The organism is Nannocystis sp. RBIL2 (assembly GCF_026626745.1).
In the GTDB taxonomy this organism is placed as follows: domain Bacteria; phylum Myxococcota_A; class Polyangia; order Nannocystales; family Nannocystaceae; genus Nannocystis.
The window spans coordinates 1041417-1062243 of record NZ_JAPNJW010000002.1 but is presented as its reverse complement, the minus strand read 5'-3'; the positions used below and the strand labels follow the sequence as shown (position 1 = coordinate 1062243).

General features: G+C 72.1%; 15 protein-coding genes. 7 read left to right on the top strand and 8 right to left on the bottom strand.

The window, feature by feature from the left end:
* Positions 1-6 precede the first annotated feature (6 nt).
* The 3 genes from OV090_RS29390 to mutL are packed head-to-tail and all read right to left on the bottom strand — an operon-like array spanning position 7 to position 5149.
* Positions 7-966, bottom strand: a complete 960-nt coding sequence (locus tag OV090_RS29390) for an acetyl-CoA carboxylase carboxyltransferase subunit alpha (RefSeq protein WP_267707947.1) — start codon at positions 964-966, stop codon at positions 7-9.
* On the bottom strand, positions 963-1967 hold the full coding sequence (gene miaA / locus OV090_RS29385; RefSeq protein ID WP_267707946.1) for a tRNA (adenosine(37)-N6)-dimethylallyltransferase MiaA: 1005 nt from the start codon (positions 1965-1967) through the stop codon (positions 963-965). The genes OV090_RS29390 and miaA overlap by 4 nt, the downstream gene beginning before the upstream one ends.
* The gene (gene mutL, locus OV090_RS51025; RefSeq protein WP_267707945.1) at positions 1967-5149 is read right to left on the bottom strand and encodes a DNA mismatch repair endonuclease MutL; all 3183 of its coding nucleotides are present in this window, start codon (positions 5147-5149) and stop codon (positions 1967-1969) included. The genes miaA and mutL overlap by 1 nt, the downstream gene beginning before the upstream one ends.
* Before the next feature lie 108 nt (positions 5150-5257).
* On the opposite strand from mutL, the gene OV090_RS29375 reads away from it, so the two are divergent.
* The gene (locus OV090_RS29375) at positions 5258-5542 is read left to right on the top strand and encodes a TMEM165/GDT1 family protein (RefSeq protein WP_267707944.1); all 285 of its coding nucleotides are present in this window, start codon (positions 5258-5260) and stop codon (positions 5540-5542) included.
* 142 nt (positions 5543-5684) lie between these two features.
* Here OV090_RS29375 and OV090_RS29370 read toward each other — a convergent pair whose 3' ends face one another.
* Positions 5685-6569, bottom strand: coding sequence for a GGDEF domain-containing protein (locus tag OV090_RS29370; protein ID WP_267707943.1), 885 nt, complete (start codon positions 6567-6569; stop codon positions 5685-5687).
* A 284-nt stretch (positions 6570-6853) separates the two neighbouring features.
* On the opposite strand from OV090_RS29370, the gene OV090_RS29365 reads away from it, so the two are divergent.
* The 3 genes from OV090_RS29365 to OV090_RS29355 all read left to right on the top strand — a co-directional run bounded on the left by OV090_RS29365 (position 6854) and on the right by OV090_RS29355 (position 11255).
* Entirely contained in the window at positions 6854-8416 is a 1563-nt protein-coding gene (locus OV090_RS29365) for a penicillin-binding transpeptidase domain-containing protein (RefSeq protein ID WP_267707942.1), read from the top strand.
* A gap of 196 nt (positions 8417-8612) precedes the next feature.
* Positions 8613-9764 (top strand): hypothetical protein, encoded by a 1152-nt coding sequence (locus OV090_RS29360; RefSeq protein ID WP_267707941.1) that lies wholly within the window; start codon positions 8613-8615, stop codon positions 9762-9764.
* Between the two features lie 51 nt (positions 9765-9815).
* On the top strand, positions 9816-11255 hold the full coding sequence (locus OV090_RS29355; protein WP_267707940.1) for an AMP-binding protein: 1440 nt from the start codon (positions 9816-9818) through the stop codon (positions 11253-11255).
* Between the two features lie 102 nt (positions 11256-11357).
* Here OV090_RS29355 and OV090_RS29350 read toward each other — a convergent pair whose 3' ends face one another.
* The gene (locus OV090_RS29350; protein WP_267707939.1) at positions 11358-11990 is read right to left on the bottom strand and encodes a glutathione peroxidase; all 633 of its coding nucleotides are present in this window, start codon (positions 11988-11990) and stop codon (positions 11358-11360) included.
* A gap of 40 nt (positions 11991-12030) precedes the next feature.
* Here OV090_RS29350 and OV090_RS29345 point away from each other — a divergent pair, with 40 nt between their 5' ends.
* The gene (locus tag OV090_RS29345; protein WP_267707938.1) at positions 12031-12633 is read left to right on the top strand and encodes an HD domain-containing protein; all 603 of its coding nucleotides are present in this window, start codon (positions 12031-12033) and stop codon (positions 12631-12633) included.
* A 166-nt stretch (positions 12634-12799) separates the two neighbouring features.
* Here the strand turns inward: OV090_RS29345 and OV090_RS29340 are convergent, their stop codons facing one another.
* Complete coding sequence (locus OV090_RS29340) at positions 12800-13624, bottom strand: DUF4388 domain-containing protein (RefSeq protein ID WP_267707937.1); 825 nt, start codon at positions 13622-13624, stop codon at positions 12800-12802.
* 337 nt (positions 13625-13961) lie between these two features.
* Between OV090_RS29340 and OV090_RS29335 the strand changes: the two genes are divergently transcribed.
* The gene (locus tag OV090_RS29335) at positions 13962-15701 is read left to right on the top strand and encodes a hypothetical protein (protein WP_267707936.1); all 1740 of its coding nucleotides are present in this window, start codon (positions 13962-13964) and stop codon (positions 15699-15701) included.
* A gap of 402 nt (positions 15702-16103) precedes the next feature.
* Here OV090_RS29335 and OV090_RS29330 read toward each other — a convergent pair whose 3' ends face one another.
* Positions 16104-16526, bottom strand: a complete 423-nt coding sequence (locus tag OV090_RS29330) for a response regulator (RefSeq protein WP_267707935.1) — start codon at positions 16524-16526, stop codon at positions 16104-16106.
* Between the two features lie 7 nt (positions 16527-16533).
* Positions 16534-17847, bottom strand: coding sequence for a DUF4388 domain-containing protein (locus tag OV090_RS29325; protein WP_267707934.1), 1314 nt, complete (start codon positions 17845-17847; stop codon positions 16534-16536).
* Between the two features lie 107 nt (positions 17848-17954).
* Here OV090_RS29325 and OV090_RS29320 point away from each other — a divergent pair, with 107 nt between their 5' ends.
* Positions 17955-20753, top strand: coding sequence for a serine/threonine-protein kinase (locus OV090_RS29320; RefSeq protein ID WP_267707933.1), 2799 nt, complete (start codon positions 17955-17957; stop codon positions 20751-20753).
* Positions 20754-20827: the final 74 nt, after the last annotated feature.

Below are 20827 nucleotides of genomic sequence, written 5' to 3'. Positions count from 1 at the left end.
CCGACCTTAAGCCTGCATCTCCACGTGACCCATGCGCCGGAACTTGGCGTAACGCCGCTCGAGCCGGTCCTGGACCGAGAGCGCGGCGAGTTCGCCGTAGTGGCGGCGGAGGGCGTCGTGGAGCGCGGCGGCGGTGGCGGGGAGCCCGCGGTGGGCGCCGCCGAGCGCCTCGGGCACGACCTCGTCGCAGATCCCGAGGCCGACGAGGTCGTGGGCGGTCATCTTGAGCTGCTCGGCGGCGGTGCGCTCGGCCTCGGCGTCCTTCCACAGGATCGAGGCGCAGCCGCGCGGCGAGATGACCGAGTAGACCGCGTGCTCGAGCATGAGGATCCGGTCGGTGACGCCGATCGCCAGCGCGCCGCCCGAGCCGCCCTCGCCGATGACGACCGAGATCGAGGGCACGCGCAGGCCGGCCATCAGCTCGAGGCAGGTGGCGATGGCCTCGGCCTGGCCGCGCTCCTCGGCGCCGATGCCCGGGTAGGCGCCGGCGGTGTCGATGAGGCAGAGCAGCGGCAGGCCGAACTGGTCGGCCATCTTCATCAGCCGCTGCGCCTTGCGGTAGCCCTCCGGGCGCGCCATCCCGAAGTTGCGGTGCAGGTTCTCCTTGGTGTTGCGGCCCTTCTGTTGGCCGAGCACCACGACCGAGCGGCCGTCGAGGCGGGCGATGCCTCCGACGATCGCCGGGTCGTCGCCGAAGGCGCGGTCGCCCTTGAGCTCGACGAAGTCGGTGAGGACCTCGCCGATGTAGTCGAGGGTGTAGGGACGGTCGGGGTGCTTGGCGAGCTGCAGCTGCTCCCACGGGGTGAGCGCGGCGAACCGCTCGCGCTGCAGCTCCGCGGCCTTCTGCTCGAGCCTGGCGATCTCGTCGGCCATCTCGCTGCCGGCGCCCGACAGATCCTTGAGCTCGCGGATCTTCGTCTCGAGCTCCACGATCGGGCGCTCGAACTCCAACACTTTGCCGCTCATGTCAGCTCCCCCGCGAGGAACGCCGCGGCCTCGGCGGCGATGGTGTCGGCCTGGCGATCGAGCTCGACCTGGCTCAAGAGCCAGATCGGCTGCGAGACCGCGATCGTGCGCGCCGCCGTCAGCTGATTGCGGAAGTAGGTGCGCTGGCGCCGGGCGTAGCGCCGCGTCTCCTGCTTGATGGCGGCGACGGCGTCGCCGAGGCTCTGGCCGGCGAGGTGATCGAGGATCTGGCGGTAGCCGAGGCTTCGCATGCTTCGATGGCGCGAATCATACCCAGCAGCGACGAGGTTGGACACCTCGGTGACGAGGCCGGCGCGGATCATCGCGTCGCAGCGGTCATCGATCGCGCGGTCCAGTGCGGCGAACTCGGGCTCGAGGACCACGGTGGCGAGGCGAGCTCGCGCACGCGGCGGATCTTCGGCGCGGACGAGGCTCACGGGCCTTTCGTGCGCTTCGCACAGCCACAGCGCTCGCAGGGCGCGCACGACATTGCGCGGGTGAATCGCGGCTGCGGCCTGGGGATCGCGGCGCTGCAGTTCCGCGTGTACGGCGCCCGCGTGCTCGCGCTCGCTTGCTTCCCACCGCGCAGTGAAGCTCGCGCGTCGCGGATCGCTCGCGGGGGCGTCGGCCTGCGGATCGGCGCCGCTGTACGTGTACGTGACTGCGCGCAGGTAGAAGCCGGTGCCGCCGGCGAACAGGCCCGGGCTTCGCGCGAGCAATTGCCACGCGGCTTCCTGGTAGTCCCCCGCGCTGAACTCGGCGTCGGGCTCGACGAGGTCGAGCAGGTGATGCGGCACGCGTTCGCGCGTGGCGGCGTCGACCTTCGCGGAGCCGATGTCGAGGCGGCGATAGATCTGCACCGAGTCGCAGCAGAAGATCGGCAGGTGCAGGCGCTCCGCCAGCGCGACCGCGAGGCGTGATTTTCCAGACGCGGTCGGGCCGACGACGGCGAGCAGGCGCGGCAGATCGTCCGCGCGATCCGTCGCGCCGTCGGCGGTCATCATTCGCCTCCGAGCAACGCGGTCGCGGTCCAGCGGCGGATCCCCGGCACCGAGTCGAGCGCGGCGCCGGCATCGACGAGCTCGGCAAGCCAGCGGCGGGCCAGGCGAGGCGCCGGATCGCCGCCGTGGGTGGCCGCGATCGCGTCGAGCAGGCCGCGTTCGCGCGCCGCCCGATCGCCGTCGCCGGAGCGGATCCGCAGCCACGGGACGATCCGGGCCACCAGGTCGGCCGCGTCGGCGTCGTCGACACAGTGGCGCAGGTGGGCCGGCACGCCGCGCACGACCACGGCGTCGTCGCCGAACACGTCGAGGTCGACGCCGAGGCCGAGCAGCTCGGTGCGGGCGGCCTGGATCAGCGCGACGTCGGCGGCCGGGCGCTGGACCACCGCGGGCGACAGCAGGCCCTGCACGGCCACGGCGCGTCGGCCGACCAGGTCGCGCTGCAGGCGGAGATAGACCAGGTGCGAGCGGACGCGCCGGAGGTCGACTGCGAGCAGGGCGTCGCGGTCGGCGAACACGGCCACCGGGCCCGGGAGGCAGGCGAGCAGGGCCGGGATGTCGGGCCGCTGCGGCGCGGCCGCGGGCGTCCCCGTCTGTCCGCCGGGACCGGTCTGTTCGCGCATGTCCCTTGGGCCAGGGACGTCGAGCGCCAGCGGCAGCGCGGTCGACGAGGCGTCGCGCTCGGGCTCGGCGGAGCGCGGGGCGGCGCCGTCGGGACGGAGCGCGGCGGCGGCCTCCATGACCGCGCGCTTGTGGCGGTCGTAGCCGTGGTCGAGGGCGCGCGTGCTCAGGCGGTAAGCCCCCGGGCGCCGCTCCTCGGACGCGGGCGGGGGCGTGGGCGGCGGGTCGGGCTGGCGCTCCGACCAGCGCAGCAGCGGGTCGGTGCCGGCGCCCAGGTCGGGCGGGAACTCGCCGCCGGCCCGCTCGATCCACGCGGCCGCCCGGTCGCGGGCGGGGTCGTGCTCGCTCGTGGCCCCGGCGCGGGTCAGCCAGGCGGCCGAGGCCTCGTCGGGCATGTCCTCGGGGACAGGTCGACCGGGAGCGGTGCTGCCGTCTCGGGGAGCAGGACCGAGCGGGTCCGCAGAGTCCTGATCGGCCGAATCGGCTGGTGTGCGGAGGGACATGTCCGAAGCGCCAGGTTCGTCGGGCCAGGCCGAGGAGCGCGTGGAGGTGTCCGAAAGGTCAGGTTCCGCGCTGCCCGAGGAGGGGCCCGAAACGCCGGTTTTGCCAGGACGGGCGGCTGAAGTGCGCTGAGAGGTGTCCGAAAGGACAGGTTCATCGGAGCGGGCAGCCGAGGGGCGCTCCAGCGCGACCGAGCTGGACCCGGAGGGCATGTCGTGAGCGCGACGCCTGGCGGCTGCGTCGAGCGACATGTCCGATGGAGCCGCGAGCGAACTGTCGGCCCCGTCGCGGCGGTCGCTCGTCCCGGACGCACGGAAGGACATGTCCGAAGAGACATCTGCAGAGGCGGCCGCTCCGCCTGCTCGTGAGGACATGTCCCCAGAGGCAGCCGGTGTAGACGCCAGATCGAGGTCCCAGCCGGCGGCGCCCGGCGGCGCCGCGGGGAGCGGCCCAGACTTGGAGCGCGCGGGGCGCGGCCCGGACCCAGGGCGCGACGCTGGCGCGGAGGGGAGGTCGGTCTCGAGCGGGCGACGGGGGGCGTCGATCGAGGCCTCGGCGCGGCTCAGCCAGGCCTCGGCCTCGGCCCGACGGCCCGCGGCAGCGGCAGCGGCAGCCTGCTGGGCGCGGCGCACGGCGGGACCGGGCGCATCATCTTCATCATCTTCGGGAGAGAGATCGTCGGCGGAGGCGGCGCGGCGCGGAGGACCGTGGTCCTCGGTCTCGCCGTCAGGCCGGCGCAGCGCCGCGGACCGCCGAGCGCCCGAGCGCTGCGCCTCTGTGTCGCCGGTCTCGGTCTCGTCCGCGTCCTCGTCCTCGTCCTCGCGGGCCGCGCGACGCCGGGCGCTCGCGGGAGCTTGCCGCGCGTCCGCCGAGTCCTCGTCGTCGCGGCCGGTGCGGGGCGCGTCGCCGACGCGGACCGGCGCGAAGCCGATCGGGATCGCGCCGACGCGGCCAGGAGGCACCCCCGCCGGAGCGCCGCGCGGGGCCTCGTCGGCAGCTGGCGCATCGGACATGTTCGTCACAACCTGTCCCGAGAGACTGGCGAGATCGCCGGCCCACGGGGCGGCGGCGACGGCGGCGGCGAGGACCCGGCGCACCGCCGCGTAGATCTGCTGCGGCTCGCTGAAGCGGACCTCGGCCTTCTGCGGGTGGACGTTGACGTCGACCGCGCCGGCGGGCGGCTCGACGAACAGGCAGGCCGAGGGGGCCTCGCCGCCGAGGCCGTAGGCCTGGGTGAGGATCTGCGCGAGGCTGCGCTCCCGCACGACGCGCTGGCGAGTGATGAGGTAAGGGCTGCCGCGACCGCGCGCGGCGGCGGTCGGGTGGGGCAGGAAGGCTTCGACGCGGATGCCGTCGTCCTCGCCGCGGAAGGCGAAGAACGGGCCGGCGACGCGGCGCTCGAGCACCTGGGCGACGCGGCCCTCGGGAGTGGTGCGCGGCAAGTTGAGCAGCTCGCGCTTGCCGTGACGCAGGGTGAAGTGCACGCCCGGGTGGACGATGGCGAGGCGCAGCAGGGTGTCGCTGCAGTGGCCGACCTCGGTCGCCTCGGCGCGCATGAACTTGCGCCGCGCCGGCAGGTTGGCGAAGAGGGCGTGGACGTCGATCTGGGTCCCGACCGGCATTCCGGCCGGGGTGAGGGTGGGGGCCTCGCCAGGGATGCCGTGCAAATGGACGCCGACGGCGGCGCCGGGCTGGCGGCTGCGCAGGTCGACGCGCGCGACCGCGGCGACGCTGGCCAGCGCCTCGCCGCGGAAGCCGAGGGTGGTGATGTCGGCGATGTCGGCGGCGTGGCGCAGCTTGCTGGTGGCGTGGCGCGTGACGGCCAGCAAGAGGTCGTCAGGGTGGATCCCGCGGCCGTTGTCGCGGACGGAGATCCGAGCCATCCCGCCGTCCTCGAGCTCGACGTCGACGCGGGTGGCGCCGGCGTCGAGGCTGTTGTCGACCAGCTCCTTGATGACCGAGGCGGGCCGCTCGACGACCTCGCCGGCGGCGATCTGGTCGATGACCAGGGCCCCGAGCACGGCGATCCGACCGGAGGCGGCAGGCGCGGGCGAATTCACGCGGGATAGTTAGGCCGACCGGAGGCCGGCGCGCAAGGCCCCGCGCGTAAGCGCGCCCGCCGCGGCCCAGGCCCGCTATGGTGGCGGACCTGCCTCCGGTGCCTTGCCATGGACCTCCGCGCGTTCTTTACGACCTTCGGCCTCGTGTTCCTCGCCGAACTCGGCGACAAGACCCAGCTCACCACGATGAGCATGGCGGCGTCGAGCGGCCGCCGCTGGCTGGTGTTCGCCGCGTCGGCGCTCGCGCTGGTGCTGTCGAGCCTCGTCGCGGTGCTGGCCGGCGAGTGGCTGCGCACCCGCGTCGAGCCGGTGCTGATCGAGCGCGTCGCCGGGGCGCTGTTCGTGATCCTCGGCGGCTGGATGCTGGCCGCGACGTTCGTCGCCAAGTCGTGACGCGAGGTCGATGCGCCGCCCGCCCGCTCGGTCGGTGCATGTGCAGCGACTGCGTGAGCGAGCGAGCGGCCGGACCTTCTTAATGGAAGAGGCCCGCGCCGCCTGCCGCCGAGAGCTCTCGGTCGCGCGGCGGCGAAGCGGGTCAGTCGGCGACGACGCGGTTGCGGCCGGTCTGCTTGGCCTTGTAGAGGCGCGCGTCGGCCTTCTTGATCAGGTCGTCGTAGGTGGCGATGTCCTGCGTCAGCTCGGCGACGCCGATCGAGATCGTGACCGGGATGTGGCGGCCCTCGAACATGAACTTCGACTCCGCGATCATCGTGCGGATCTTCTCGGAGAACTGGGTCGCGCCGCGGATGTCGATCTCGGGGAGGATCATCGCGAACTCCTCGCCGCCGTAGCGCGCCAGCACGTCGACCTTGCGGGCCCGCTCGCGCACCACGTCGGCCACCTCGCGCAGGACGAAGTCGCCGGCGCGGTGGCCGAAGGTGTCGTTGCAGGCCTTGAAGAAGTCGATGTCGAACATCACCAGCGCGAGCGGGCGGTCGTACCTGCGGGCCCGCGACAGCTCGCGCTCGAGCGTCTCGAGGAAGTAGCGCTTGTTGAAGATCTGCGTCAGGCCGTCGACCGTGGAGAGGCGGTAAATCTCCTCGTGGTAGAGGCTCTCGACGTTGTCGCCGCTGAGGAACTTGAAGATGGCGCGACCGATCTTGATGAGGTCGCCGTCCTTGAGCCAGGCCTCGTGGATCTTGTGGTCGTTGACGTAGGTGCCGTTGGTCGACTCGTTGTCGCGGAGCTTGACCCCGTGATCTTCGACCCGCAGGGTCGCGTGCGTGCGCGAGACGCTGTCCTGGCTGACGCAGATGTCGTTGAGGGTGCCGCGACCAATCGTCATCTCGCGCCCGTCGATGTGGTACTTGCGGCCGAGCTCGGCGCCGTAGATGACGACGAGACAGGCCTCCTTCTTGGGGCCCTTGCCGCCACCCTCGTCGCTCTTGTTGATGACTGTAACGATCGTCTCGTCCCGCATAAGCCCGCGGCAGTCCTCGAGGGGCGCCCCCTCTGCGCCGGTCAAATTACCAGAGCCGGGGAACGACGCGGAGCGCGAGGGGTGATTCTGGTGCGACGCAGTCCGGCGATGTAGGCTCGTTATGGCGCGTGCGGGCCAACACCCCCCGTCTCAGGTCACGCTTTGTAAGTGCCCGAGATGTTATATTTTTTTGCCATCGTCGCGGCTCGCGCGCGAGCTTCGACGCGACAGCGATCTCGCGAAATTTTGCCGAGCCCGCAGGGGCGCTGCTATGACCCTCCGACATGTCGGCCCCCAACACCCGACTCAGCGGACTCGGCGCGCTCTTCTTCGTCGGAACTCTCGGCGCCATCGCATTCTACGTGCAGCGCCAGGAGGTCCCGGAGACGCACGACGTGGTGCGCACCGCGGCGACGGGGACGCAGGCGGCGCCGGAGGAAGCGCCGGTCGCCGCGCTGCCGTGGCAGGACCGACTCGACCTCGCGGCCGCGACGCCGGCCCCGCTCGGCGCCGACGCGCCGACCCCGGCCAAGGTGACGAAGTCCGCAGATCCCGACTTCCCGTCGCTCGCCACCGACCTGGCGCGCACGCGCCTGGTGCAGGAGCTGAGCGACGGCCACCGGATCCTCTACACGCTCGACCCGGTGCTGCAGGACGCGGCGCTGCAGATCTTCCGCAACCGTGAGGTGCCGTACGCGGCCGCGGTCATGCTCGACGTGCGCGACAACGCGGTGCTCGCGCTGGCCGGCCACTCGAGCATGGACCCCGAGGTCGATCCGCTCGAGATCGTGACGACGGCGTGGGCGCCGGCCGCGTCGACCTTCAAGCTGGTGACCGCGGCCTCGCTGCTGGCCAACAAGCACGTCAACACCAAGACGCGGGTGTGCTTCAGCGGCGGCCTCCACGGCATCACCGACGACCTGCTGCTCGACGACCCGCGCCGCGACGAGCGCTGTGACGACCTCGGCGGCGCCGTCGCCCACAGCCACAACGTGGTGATCGCCAAGCTCGCGCTCAAGCACCTCAGCGCGGACTCGCTGCAGGCGACCGTGCGCTCGTTCAAGTTCGACAGCGACATCCCGTTCGAATTCCCGGTCGAGCGCTCGCCCGCGCTGATCCCGGCCGATGCGAAGGAGCGGGCCAAGGTCGCGGCCGGGTTCTGGCACGTCGACATGAGCCCGCTGCACGGGGCGCTGCTCGCCAGCGTGTTCGCCCGCGACGGCGTGTACCAGGCGCCGCACGTGATCTCCCAGGTGCTCGGGCCCGACGGCACCGACCGCACGCCGTCGCTGCCGAAGACCGAGCGCGTGCTGTCGAAGGACGTCGCCGAGGCGGTCGGCGCGATGATGGTGCGCACGACCACCGAGGGCACCGCGCGCGCGAGCTTCGTCGACCGCCAGGGCAACTCGTACATCGCCGAGACGCAGGTCGCCGGCAAGACCGGCAGCCTCACCGGCAAGCGCGCCCCGGGCCTCAACTACAACTGGTTCGTCGGCTACGCGCCAGCCGAGCGCCCGGAGATCGCGTTCGCGGTGCTCCTGGCCAACGAGCCGAAGTGGCAGATCAAGGCCCACTACGCGGCTCGCCGGTTGGTCCAGATCTACATGCAGCGGCGCGACTCGATCGCCGACCACCGCGTCGCCAAGCTGACGAAGAAGGGCGTCGAGCTGCCGGTCGAGGGCAAGAAGTCGGCGCCGACCGCCAGCCCGAGCAAGCCCGCGCCGCCCGAGGCCGTGGCCGCGCGCAAGGCCCCGGCCGCGCGCCCCGACCCGGACGCGCTGCCGCCGGTGCCCGGTCCTGTGGCAAGGCCGCAGGCGGCGAGCGGCAAGGCGCCGAGCGGCGTCTGAGCGCGCGAGGCCGTGCGCGCCGGTGACGAGGCCGAAGGGGCCTCCCACTAGCGAGCGCCGAGCGACGTCCGGCCGCGCGAGGCCGTACGGGCTTGCGCCCGGCCCCGCCGCACGGAAAGATGACGCCGTGCGAGCCAGCGACGTAGCCGTCCTCCGCGCCCCTCGCACGTGTCTCTCGGGCCATGTCCGATGGGCCATGTCTCTCGGGCTAGGTCTGGCGATCTGCCTCTCGGGACAGCCGGCGATCGCGGCCCCGGCCGCCCAGCCGACCGAGGCGCGCGCGGCCTTCGAGGCCGGCGCCAAGGCGTACGCCGCCGGCGACTACGACAAGGCGCTGGCGCAGTTCGAGCGGGCGATGGCGCTGCGGCCGTCGCCGAAGATCCACTACAACATCGGCGTGTGTCGGCAGCAGCTGATGCTCGCCGCCCGCGAGCGCGGCGACGTCGAGGCGGAGTCGCTGCACGCGGCCGCGGCGGTCGAGGCCTACAAGGCGTACCTCCGCGAGCTGCCCGAGGCGGAGGATCGCGTCGAGGTGGAGGCGACGATCCGCGATCTCGGCGGGACGCCGCAATTTCAGCTCAAAGCGATCCCATTCCCGCGCGCCGACGGGACACCTGTCGGACGCGAAGATGCGGCGACGTCACCCGCACCTGTCCCTGCGCCGCCGCCCGTGCCTGTCCCCGATCCGGCACCGGTGGCCCCGCCCGGTGCGGACGCGCGCGACTCGACGTCGCCGCAGTCACGACCGGCCGAGGTAACGCCGTTGTTCCGCGGTCGCGTGGGTGTGACCTTCGGACTTAACGGGCAGCCGCAAGTCGGCACGGCGCGGCTCGACGGCGCGGTGCAGGGCTTCGCGATGGGGCGGCTCGGCGGCTTCGTCGGCGCGCGCCGTCGGGTCTACATCGGCGGCGCCGGGCTGCTCGCGGGCGCCGGCGTGACCGCGAACGACAAGCTCGCCCTGCAGATGCAAGCGGTGCTGTTCGACCTCGAGTACGCGCATCCGGTCGGTCGCGCGAGGCGAGTCGAGATCGTCGGCGGCGGCTTCCTCGTCGGCGCGCGCGAGACTCTGCGGATCCGCGCGGAGGCACAACGGCCGGTCTGTGCGGCGCATTCCAGCAGTGCGCTCGTCAGTCAACGGGGCGGGGCGGGCGCGGGTGGACGGGTCGGTCTCCACGTGCTACTTGGAGCGCGCAAAAACCACGAGATCGGCGTGCGACTCTCCACCGCAATCCTCGGCTTCGGACAGGGCACGGCGGCCGCCGGCTGCGAGCCGTCGTTCTCTCAGCTCGATGTCCCGAGAGCCAGGTGGCTCGTCCTCGTCGACTCGGGTTACTCGTTCCGATTCTAGGTCGAACATGGTGTACACACCGCGACGGCGTGGCGCCTGGAGGCGGCACGCATGACCGCCTCCGACGCCGGACAGTTCTACCGCTGGCTCGAAGAGGCCGTGCCGCGAGCGGGCAGTCAGCGCTCGCTCGACAGTCAGGACACGACGCTCAGCCGCCGCGGGCTCATCATCCGCGCCGACAAGCGGGCCCGCGAGCTGGCCGGCCTCAAGGTCGGGGCCGGCGACGTGGTCGCGCTCAGCATGGGCAACGTGGCCGAGTTCGTGATCCTGCTGCTCGCGGTCAGCAAGCTCGGCGCGATCGCGATGCCGGTCGATCCGGCCAACGGCGACCGCAGCCTGCTGGCGGCGGCGCGCCGGATCCCGATCCGCGCCGTGCTCCGGCGCCCGCGCGGGCTGGAGAACTCGCCGCTCGAGTACCCCGAGGGCTACACGCTGCACTCGCGCCGCAAGCTCAGCGGCTCGTTGCTCGAGGTCGACGTGCTCGATTCGCCGGGCGAGCTGCGCGCGGCGGTGCCGGGGGACACCGAGTTCATCCTCGAGGCGGTGAGCCCCAACGGAGCGGTCCACGACATCTTCCGCAGCGGCGCGCACCTGCGCTGGATCGGCGAGACCGCGGCGGCGCGGCTGGGGCTCGGCGCCGGCACGCACCTGGCGTGCTCGCAGGCGTTCACCAGCCCGCGCTTCTTCGACGCCGTCGTGCTCGGCTGGCTGGCCTCCGAGGCGCGCCTGGCGATGGCCGACAACCCGACGCTCGAGTCGGTGCTGCCGCCGCAGGGCACTTACGATCGCCTGGTCGTGGTCGACCTGCTGTACTCGCTGCAACGCACCGCGCGCGCGCTCAAGGCCGCGGGGGCCGAGCGCGAGCTGCTGGCAGTGATCCCGCAGGCCACGATCGCGACGTCGCACGGCAAGCTGCTCAAGCAGGTGTTCGGCGCGCCGCCCGTGCAGCTGCTGTGCCTCGAAGAGATCGGGATCCTCGGCAGCCGCATCATGGCCCGCAACGAGCGCTTCGAGCCGTCGCCGGGGGTCGAGCTGCGCCCCGGCAAGGCCAGCGACGGCGGTCACGAGGTGCTGGCGCGCTCGCCTCACCCGGTCCGCACGCGCCCGCTGCTGGCGGCCGGCGAGCCCGGCGGCCCGGTCGCCGGCGAGACCGCGTGGATCCACACCGGCTACGCCGGCCACTTCAACGCCGCCTGCTCGCTCGGCGAAGTACCTGGCCGAACGGACAGCCTCGTCAACCTCGAGGGTCGCCGCGCCAGCTTGCGCAGCATCGAGGCCGCCATGCGCAAGCACCGGCGGATCACCGAGGCCGAGGCCGAGGTCGACTACGACGTCGACGGCAACCCGTTTGTCCACCTGCGCTACCGCGCGACCGGCTCGACCGCCCTCGACGACCTCGAGGAGTTCATGGTCGCCGAGCTGCCGCCTTACCTGGTGCCGCGCGAGCACACCCGCCTCGATCCGCCGCCGCCCGACGGCGACGACGACTGAGCGCGGCGTTTATGCCGCCCGCCGCAGGGGCGGGGCGACATGTCCGAAGGGGCAGATGGACCTGCCCGAAAGAGCAGCCTCGGCGGCACGTCGCCGCGGTGATCAGCCGGCCGCCGGCAGGACCTTCTCGATCGCCGTCGTCACTTCGGGCGCCAGCGGGTCGACCGGGGACTCGAAGCGGGCCACCACGTGGCCCTTCGGGTCGATGAGGAACTTGGTGAAGTTCCACTTCACCTCGCCGCGGATCCCCTCGGGTGTCTCTTCGGTCAGGGTCTTGTAGATCGGCGCGATCTCGGGGCCCTTCGCGTGGACCTTGTTCATCATCGGGAAGTCGACCGCGAACTTGCTGGCGACGAAGTCTTTGATCTGGGTCGCGTCGCCCGGCTCCTGGCCGCCGAAGTCATTCGAGGGGAAGCCGAGGATCACCAGGCCGCGGTCCTTGTAGCGGCCGTACAGTTCCTGCAGCTTGGCGTACTGCGGCGTGAAGCCGCACTCCGAGGCGGTGTTGACGACCAGGACCGCCTTGCCGCGGAGATCGGCGAGCTTCTGCTGGCCGCCTTCGAGCGTCTCGACGGTGTGGTCGATGACGGGGCTGTCGGCGGCGGCGACCGGGCTCGGCTTGTTCTCCGCCGGGGCGGCCTTGGCGGGCTCGGCCTGGGCGGGCTTCGCGGGGGTGGAGGAGGACGAGTCGCAGGCGACGGCGACCAGGGCGAGGAGCGCGAGCGAGCGGAGCATGGGCGGCAGCATAGCGGAGGTGTGCGCTAAAGTGACGACCATGGCAGCCGATCGTCCCATGCTGGCGCGGGCCCTCGAGTTCGCGGCGGTCGCTCACGGCGACCAGACGCGCAAGGGCACGACGATCCCGTATGTCAGCCATCTCTTGCAGGTCAGCGGGCTCGTCCTGGAATGGGGCGGCGACCTCGAGCAAGCCGCGGCGGCGCTGCTGCACGACGTCGTCGAGGACACGCCGGTGAACCTCGACGAGGTCTTCGCCGCGTTCGGCCCGGGGGTCGGCGGCATCGTCGCCGACTGCACCGACACCTACGCCGACGACACGCCGGGCAACAAACGGCCGTGGCTGGTCCGCAAGCGCGCGTACCTCGAGCGGCTGCGGACGGTCGCGCCGCGCAGCGCCCTGGTGATCGCCTGCGACAAGCTGCACAACACCTCGACGCTGCTCGTCGATCTCGAGCTGCACGGGCTGGCGACGCTGACGCGCTTCAACGCGCCGGCGCCGAAGCAGCTGTGGTACTTCCGCTCGGTCGCGGCGGCGCTGAAGGGGCGCGTGCCCGACGGGCTGCAGGCCAGGCTCGACGAGCACGCCGAGCGGTTCGCGGCGCTCACCGGCGCGGTCGAGTGGCGCGAAGACGAGGGGTAGCGAGGGAGGGCCGCGCCGGTGCGGCTCAGCGAGCGGCTGGGCCGTCAGCGTCCCGTTCGCCGCGGTGCCCGGAGGGACATGTCTGTTCGAACATGTTCAATCGGGCATTCCCGTGGGAACATGCCCGATGCGACATGTCCAGGAGCCAGGGGCAGGGCGCCGGCGTCTACCGCTGGAACGCCAGCGCCGGCACGCCGCCGAGCTCGAGCTGCAGGTGGCCGAGCAGGCGCAGGATGTAGAGCAGGGCCAGCAGCTCGTGCTCGTCGACGTCGAAGTCGTCGAGCAGCTCGGCGAGGGGACGCGAGCCGTCGAGCCGCCCCAGCCAGGCCGACTCGCTCGGCTCGAGCATGAGCGTGGCGGTCAGCTCGGCGCGCCCGTCGTCGGTGCGGTGCTCGTAGGCGAGGCGCGGCAACTGGTGATGGTCGCCGATCGCGTCCCACAGGCGGCGCAGCGGGATCCGGTGGCGGGCTGCGCTCATGATGATCGCGGCGGTCGAGCGGTCGAGGGTGATGCGGTCGGCGGAGGACCCGGGCTCGAACTGCCAGCTGCCCTCGTTCCACGAGAACATCGACTCGATCATGCGCAGAATCTGCTCGCCGAGCGCCTCGTTGAGCTCGCGCTCGTGGATGAGGCCGTTCTCGAGCAGGACCTCGCCGATCCGCTTGCCGGTCGAGCGCGCCAGCAGATCCTGGGCCTGGTCGTACTGCGCGCGCGTCAACAATCCACGGGCCAGCAGGCGGTCGGTGAGGCGGTCGCCGGCCTCGTTGCTGCGGGCGAACACCGGCACGCCGGCGACCAGCCACAAGGTCTTCTCGAGCGCGCCCTTGCGCAGGCGCAGGCAGCCGCTGCGGGCGTCGGTGTGGAACTGCCACAGCAGCTCGGGCAGCGGGAAGTCGCGCAGGCGGCCGCCTTCGGGGCGGGTCTCGGCGCTCGCGTCGGGCGCCCGTGCGGGGGAAGCAGACTCTGCGCGGCTCGGATCGTGCGTATCCATTCTCGGCTTCGTCCGTCTGCGCCGGAGGCGCGTGCGCCATCAGGATAGACCACAACCCTGGTGTGCGTGGCGCCGGGGGCGGCGGGCGTCGCCGTGCGGGCGGGTGTGAGGCCGTGTGCGGGCGCGCACGTGAGCCAGTGCGGGGTCCGCGAAGCCTTCGTCGCGGGCGCACGCGAGCTCGAGCATCGTCTGGCTGAAAGGACAGGTCCCATGCGCTATGTCCGAAAGGACAACCGGGGACGTGGCCGCGCGTCCGGGCGCCCGGGCCGCGGGCCGCGGACGCGCGAGTGCAGGCGACCTTGCTGGGCCGCGCGCGGCCGGGTTAAAACCGCCGGCCATGAGGCTCGCCCCGCTCGCCGCGCTCGCGCTGTCCGTCACCGCCTGCACCAAGCCGGAGGCCTCGCCGGCCCAGGACGCCAAGCCCGAGACCGCGCCTGCGGAGGCGGCCGCGCCACGCAGCGCGGCCGGCGGCATCACCCCCGGAGCCACGCGCGTGACCGAGTGCCCGCGCACGCTCGGCGGGGCGGAGGCGCAGATCGATCGGGTGATCTCGAAGGACTGCGGGCCGGTCACCGTGGTCGAGGACTACCGCGTCGACAACGGCTCGCTCACGCTCGAGGCGGGCGCGACGCTGCAGTTCAAGGACGGCGCGGCGCTGATCGTCGGCGCGTCCGAGCCGGCCAAGCTGCTGGTCGCCGGCACGCCCGAGGAGCCGGTGACGCTGACGTCGGCGAGCGACAAGGCGGCGGGCGCGTGGCGCGGCGTCGAGCTGTGGGACAAGGCGGCGCGCTCGCAGATCAAGGGCGCGGTGATCGAGTTCGCAGGCACGGAGGAGCGCGCGCTGCTGGTCGCCGCGGCCGAGGTGGCGCTCGAGGGCTCGACGATCCGCGAGGCCCGTGGGCCGGCGATCCGCATCGAGGGCACCGGCAGCCTGGCGGCGTTCACCGGCAACACGCTGCGCAAGCTCGGCTCGAAGGCGGCGATCGTGACTCCGCCGGCCGGGCTGGTCGGGATCGCCGGCGGCAACCGTTACGACGGCGAGGCGGTGGTGCAGGTGCTGGGCGGCGACGTGGCCCAGCCGACGACGTGGCCCAACCCGGGCGTGCCGCTGCGGCTGAACGAGGAGGTCAGGGTGGGCGGCGCAGGTCCGGAGCGGGCGATGCTTAACCTGTCCCCGGGGACAGAGCTGTGCTTCGGGCCGGAGGGCCGGCTGTCGATCGGCGGCAGCGGCGACGGCGGCTTGGTGGCTCGCGGCAGCGCCGACGCGCCGATCACTTTCACTGCCGGCGATCGGCGTCAGGCCGGCGGGTGGGGCGGGCTGCAGATCTGGGCCCGCGGCGAGGCCGAGCTCGAGCACACCGCCTTCGAGTTCGGCGGCGGCGGCGACGAGGGCAACGCGGCGCTGGTGATCGAGGACGGGGCGCTGTCGCTGCGCGAGACGACCTTCCGCAGCAACAAGGCCGGCGTGCTGGTGCGCGGCGCGGCGACGCTGCGGGCGTTCGCCGACAACCGCTTCGCGGCGACGCGGCGGGCGGTCGAGCTGCCGGCGAACCTGGTCGGCGCGCTCGGAGAGGGCAACGCGTTCGACAGCGACGGTCGAATTCTCGTCACGCCCGGTCCGGTCGCCGCCAAGGCGACGTGGGCGGCTCACGGCGCGCCGCTCGAGCTGACGGGCGAGGTCCTGGTCGCCGCCGAGCTGACCCTCGAGTCAGGTCTGCGCGTGCTCGCCGGACCGGAGGCGGCGCTCATCGTCGGCGTCGACGCGCCGGCGGCCCTGCTGGCCCAGGGCACCGCGGACGCGCCGATCGAGTTCCGCGCGACCGCCGGGGTGTGGAAGGGCATCAAGCTGCACGGCAAGTCGCTGGCCAGCACGCTGCAGCACGTGCTGCTGTCGCAGACCGGCGCCGAGCCGGGCGTGTGGGTCGAGGCGCCGGTCGAGCTCCGCCTCGACAATGTCACCTGCTCGCAGTGCAAGGCGGCGGTGGTCGGCTGGCAATGCGGCGCGTCGGTGTCGCAGTCCGCAGTGCTGGCGACCGACGGGACGCCGGCGATCGACGCGCCGCCGCAGGGCTGCTAGCGGGGCAGGGGAGCCTCGCGGCGCTGGACGGTGGCTGCGTAAGGTGTCCGATGCGACATGTCCGATCGCGCATGGCGTTTGGGACATGTTGTTTCGCTCCGGCGCGTGTCGCCGCGTGCACGAGCCTGTCCGATAGAGCATGTCTCTTATGGGACATAAGGCTTCGCTCGCGAGCGCGGCAGTGTCCGGGAGCGCATGTCGCTCGGACACGTCCGAGCGCGGGTTACCGACCCGCGAGCGTGACGACAGCACGTGTCACTTCGGACACGTCCCTTCGCTCCATGGCTCGGGTCCGCGAGCGCATGTCACTTCGGACATGTCGCTTCGCTCCAGACGGGTCTCGCAGCTTCGCCTGCGCGAGCTGCGGAGCGCGGCGCCTCGGGCCGACGCGGCCGACGCGGATCACAGGATGCCGAACTTCTCGGGCTGGACTTCGCGCAGGACGTCGCGGATGCGCGCCTGCAGCAGGTCGTCTTCGTACGGCTTCATCACGTAGCCGTGGGCGCCGTTGCGCAGGCCCCAGTAGCGGTCGCTCTCGCGGGCCATGGTGGTGACGAACACGAACGGCGGCACCTGGCCTGGAGGCAAGGTGGCCCGCAGGCGGCGGAGGATCGACAGGCCGCTCAGGCCCTCGAGCAGCACCTCGCTCAGCACCAGCGCCGGCTTGCGCTGCTCGATCAGCGCCAGGGCCACCTGACCGTCGCTGGCCGCGTGGACCTCGAGCGACAGCTTCAGCTCCTCGGCGGGGACGCGCAGCAGCTCCTGCACGCGCGCCCGCTCGCGCGGGTCGGGGTCGGCGACGACGACGTGGCGCGGCTCGCTCATGCTGGCCTCACACCGTCACCGGCATGACCCGCTTGCGCACGAGGTTGGCCTTGGCGTGGCGGTACAGCACGCGGGCGACGGCGAAGGTGCCCGTGCGAGTCTTGCGCGCGATCTCTTTGACGCTGTTGCGGCCGTTCACCAGCTCCAGCACCGCGAGCTCGTCGCGCGGCAGCGCCTCGCGGCTCAGCTTGGCCACCTGCTCGTCGATGCGCAGGTACACGTCGTCGACGTCGGGGATGTGCGGGCCCATGAGCGCCTGCTCGTCGAGCAGGCGCAGGCCGTCGAGCAGGGCGTCGGCGATGGTCAGCTCGGCGCGGCCCTGGGCCGCCGCGGCGGTCGCCATCGGGTCGAGCTCGACGGTCGGCGTGAACGTGAAGGTGCCTTGCTTCCACGCCAGCAGGTGGGAGATCAGCGCGCGGGCCTGGTCGACGAGGATCTGCGCCAGCTCGGCGGGGCTGAGGAAGCCGCCCTCGACCAGGCGCGAGCCGAGCGGCCGCTGCTCCGGGTCCTTGCCGACGATGAACGCCTCGAGCTGCTCGTCGCGCATGAAACCGCCCTCGACGACGAAGCGGCCGAGCTTGAGGTCTTCCTCGGTGCCCTTGACCTCGGCCAGGCGGATCCGGCCGGCGTCGAGGTGCAGCTTGCCCCACGACGAGCCCTGCTCGACCTTCAGCACCCCGCGCACGCCGGAGTTGCCGAGCATCTCGAGCACGGCCTCGAGGCGGACCCCGCCGAGCGAGCCGCGGATCGCCGGCTTGTCGGCCTGGACCGCGAATTCTTCGTCGCTGCGCAGCGCCTTGACGAAGTGATCGACGTCCGCGTCACTGAACTCCTGGCCAGGAAAGTGGTCGCCCAGCAGGTGCTTGAGCCGGGTCACGGCCGGGTCGAGCGGGGTCTGGGCCGGCGCCTTGGACGCCGGGACGTGGCCCTCGAGCGCCTCCTCGACGATCTTGATCAGCGCCGGGGTGCTGAACGGCCGGCGGAGGGCCGGCAAGTCCTCGGCGCCGGGGATCGGGTTGGGGTTGGAGCGGCTGACGAGCAGGATCCCCGGGAGCTGCGCACCGCCGGGGATCTGGACCAGCGCCCGCAGCACGCCGGCGGAGGCGGCGGGGTCGGCGGCGGCGTCGAGCAGGAGGGCCATGATCGCCCGATCTCCGGCCGGACCGTGCCGCTTGCACAGTTCGACCGCGTCCTGCTGCGTGTGCGCGTTGAACACCTGGTAGCCGGCCAGCCGCAGGCCCGCCGTCGCCAGCTTGGCCGTGGTCGTATTCGGGTCGTAGTACAGAATCCCGGGCTGGGACGGGCCGGACGGGGCTGGCATGGATGCGGCAAAGGATACTCGGAAAGTGCCGAGTCGTGGTAGCGTTTGGCACACACATGGTCATGGGCGAGATTGAGCGACTGAACCCCCCCCGCCAGCTGGGCAACGTGACCCTGCTTGCTGCGCTGGGCGAGGGCGGGATGGCGACCGTTTATCTCGCGTCGCTCGGCCTCGGGGCGTCGGCCCGTCTCGTCGCCGTCAAGCTCTTGCGACCCGGTCTGCCCGACCACGACTACCGCACGCGCTTCCTCGACGAGGCCAAGCTGGTGCTGCGGCTGCACCACCCGAACATCGTCGAGGTCCGCGAGGCCGGCGAGTTCGAGCAGCAGCTCTTCATCGTCATGAGCCTGGTCGAGGGGCGCGATCTCGCGGACATCTGGGACCGCTGCGCAGCGGTCGGGAAGGCGTTTCCTGTCCCGATCGCGGTCCACATCATCCGCGAAATCCTGCGTGGTTTGCACTACGCGCACACGTTCCCCGGCCTCGGGCTCGTCCATCGCGACGTCTCGCCGTCGAACATCCTGATCGACTGGACCGGGAGCGTGCTCTTGGCCGACTTCGGCCTGGCGACGTCGACGCTGAAGGGCAGCCTCACCGTGCCCGGGGTGGTGTTCGGCAAGGTCGGGTACATGTCGCCCGAGCAGGCGCGTCACGAGACCCTCGACGGCCGCGCGGACGTCTACGCCTGCGGCGCGGTGCTGTGGGAGCTGTTGACGGGGCGGCCGCTGCGCGGAGGGGACGGCGTCGACACCGAAGACGTGTCGCACTTCACAGCGCCGCCGCCCTCGACGTACTCGAGCCGCGTCGACCCCGAGCTCGACGCGGTGGTCATGAAGGCCCTCGCCCGCGACCGCGAGGACCGCTACCTGTCGGCGCACGAGTTCATGGAGGCGCTGGGCGGTTGGCTGCAGCGCAACTACCCCGGCTTTACCGGGCAAGAGGCCGCGGCAGACTTCATGGGCATGCTGTTCGGCGACGCCGCCGCCCGTGAGGCCGAGAACCGCGAGTACCTGCTGATGGAGCTGGCCGGCACCACGCAGGGCGTGAGCAGCCGCGACGACAACAAGGACACCCTCGTCGACGAAGAGGAGTTCGAGCTGGCGCTCGACAACTTCGACGAGGGCGCCGATGTCAGCATGGGCGGCAAGAAGATCATCCCGCTGCCGCCCGATCGCGCCCAGCCGCCGCCCGCCGCCGTCGCCGCTGCGGCCGCCAACCGGCGTCCGCGCGAGAAGAACAAGGACGACGACCCGGTCAACGACATCGAGTACATCCAGCCCGGCACGATCATCGCCGACCGCTACTGCGTGGTCAGCCGCATCGGCCGCGGCGGCATGGGCACGGTGTACCTCGGCGAGCACACGACCGTCGGCCGCCGCGTCGCCATCAAGGTCCTCACGCACCAGTGGAGCCGCAACGAGCTGGTCGCCAAGCGGTTCCGGGCCGAGGCGCGAGCCGCCAGCGCCGCCGGTCACCACAACATCATCGAGGTGTTCGACGCCGGCCAGCTGCCCGACGGCCGCCTCTACCTGGTGATGGAGTACCTCACCGGGCGCAATCTCTACGACGAGATTCAAGAGCTCGGCTCGCTGCCGGTCGGCCGCGCCGTCCGCATCATCCGCGACATCTCTCGCGCGATCCGGGCGGCCCACGACGTCGGCATCATCCACCGCGACCTCAAGCCCGACAACGTGATGTTCGTGCCCATGCCGGAGGGCGAGGGCGAGTACGTCAAGGTCCTCGACTTCGGCATCTCCGCCGGCGCCGAGCGGGTCGAGGGCGAGGCGCGGCTCACCATCCCCGGCCACGCCCTCGGCACGCCCGAGTACATGGCGCCCGAGCAGGCCAAGGGCAAGGACGCGACCGAGTTCTTCGACATCTACGCGCTCGGCGTGATGCTGTTCGAGTGCCTCGTCGGCGAGCCGCCGTTCGTGTCGAACAACATGGTCGAGATCATGGCGCGCAAGGCCACCGAGCGAGCGCCGTCGCTGGGCGACCGGCGGCCCGACCTGCCGCGGCAGCTGATCAAGCTGGTCGACGACTGCCTCGAGATCGATCCGGGCATGCGCCCGCAGTCGGCGCGCGAGTTCCTGACCCGCCTCGAGGAGGTCATCCGCCTCCTGCCGCCCGACGAGCACGACCTCGACGCCGACGACCCCGGCGCCTCGCTGGTGGTCGCGCCGGTGCGCCGCGAGAAGCTGCTGTCCGTACCTGGCCCTGTGGCCATGGCCAAAGAGCCAGACAAGGTCGCGGCCACGGTGCCGATGCCGACGCCGCCGCCGCCGAGCGGCATGACCTACGAGCGCCAGCGCCAGCTCAGCATGGCCGCGATCGTGGTGTTCGCCGCGTCGCTGCTGTGGATCGCGCTGCGCTGGGGGCCGAGCAACGAAGAGAGCGCCGGCGACGAGGGCGGCGAGGTCGCGGTCAAGACGACGGGCGAGCCGGTGAACAAGCCGCTGCCGACGAACGACCCGCCGACCAAGAAGAGCAACCCGCAGTGGGGCGCGGTGGTCGTCGACCCCAAGCTCCTGAACCCGCCCGAGACCAAGCAGACCGACCCCAAGGCCGGCGACACCGACGGCGAAACCAAGGACGAGAAGGGCGACAAGGAGCCCGGCAAGAAGAACAACGACCCGAAGCCGGCCCGCGACCCCAACAGCGAGTTCTGCAAGCAGACCGTGGACAAGGTCAAGTCGGCGCGCGCCGGCGGCAAGCCGGCCGAGATGCTGCGCTTTTTGAACGCGGAGCCGGGTTGTTGGAAGAGCAAGGCCGAGTCGGCCAAGCTCAGGACCTACGCGTACAAAGAGCTCGAAAAGTGGAAAGAGTGCGCCCGCGCGGGTCGCGGACAGACCGACGCCGACGTGGTCAGGTGGGTCAAGTTCTGCGAGCGCCGCGAGGCCGGGTAGCGCGCAGGTTCGGGCCTGCGTGATCGCGCCGGGATCAAGGCGCGAACGCGCGCCGCCCGAAGCCTCTGAGAAGT

What these genes read in the sequence shown, in the direction of transcription:
- OV090_RS29390 (WP_267707947.1), bottom strand. Translation starts at nt 966, where the DNA reads ATGAGCGGCAAAGTGTTGGAGTTCGAGCGCCCGATCGTGGAGCTCGAG.
- miaA (WP_267707946.1), bottom strand. Translation starts at nt 1,967, where the DNA reads ATGACCGCCGACGGCGCGACGGATCGCGCGGACGATCTGCCGCGCCTG.
- OV090_RS29375 (WP_267707944.1), top strand. Translation starts at nt 5,258, where the DNA reads ATGGACCTCCGCGCGTTCTTTACGACCTTCGGCCTCGTGTTCCTCGCC.
- OV090_RS29370 (WP_267707943.1), bottom strand. Translation starts at nt 6,569, where the DNA reads ATGCGGGACGAGACGATCGTTACAGTCATCAACAAGAGCGACGAGGGT.
- OV090_RS29365 (WP_267707942.1), top strand. Translation starts at nt 6,854, where the DNA reads ATGTCGGCCCCCAACACCCGACTCAGCGGACTCGGCGCGCTCTTCTTC.
- OV090_RS29360 (WP_267707941.1), top strand. Translation starts at nt 8,613, where the DNA reads ATGTCTCTCGGGCTAGGTCTGGCGATCTGCCTCTCGGGACAGCCGGCG.
- OV090_RS29355 (WP_267707940.1), top strand. Translation starts at nt 9,816, where the DNA reads ATGACCGCCTCCGACGCCGGACAGTTCTACCGCTGGCTCGAAGAGGCC.
- OV090_RS29350 (WP_267707939.1), bottom strand. Translation starts at nt 11,990, where the DNA reads ATGCTCCGCTCGCTCGCGCTCCTCGCCCTGGTCGCCGTCGCCTGCGAC.
- OV090_RS29345 (WP_267707938.1), top strand. Translation starts at nt 12,031, where the DNA reads ATGGCAGCCGATCGTCCCATGCTGGCGCGGGCCCTCGAGTTCGCGGCG.
- OV090_RS29340 (WP_267707937.1), bottom strand. Translation starts at nt 13,624, where the DNA reads ATGGATACGCACGATCCGAGCCGCGCAGAGTCTGCTTCCCCCGCACGG.
- OV090_RS29335 (WP_267707936.1), top strand. Translation starts at nt 13,962, where the DNA reads ATGAGGCTCGCCCCGCTCGCCGCGCTCGCGCTGTCCGTCACCGCCTGC.
- OV090_RS29330 (WP_267707935.1), bottom strand. Translation starts at nt 16,526, where the DNA reads ATGAGCGAGCCGCGCCACGTCGTCGTCGCCGACCCCGACCCGCGCGAG.
- OV090_RS29325 (WP_267707934.1), bottom strand. Translation starts at nt 17,847, where the DNA reads ATGCCAGCCCCGTCCGGCCCGTCCCAGCCCGGGATTCTGTACTACGAC.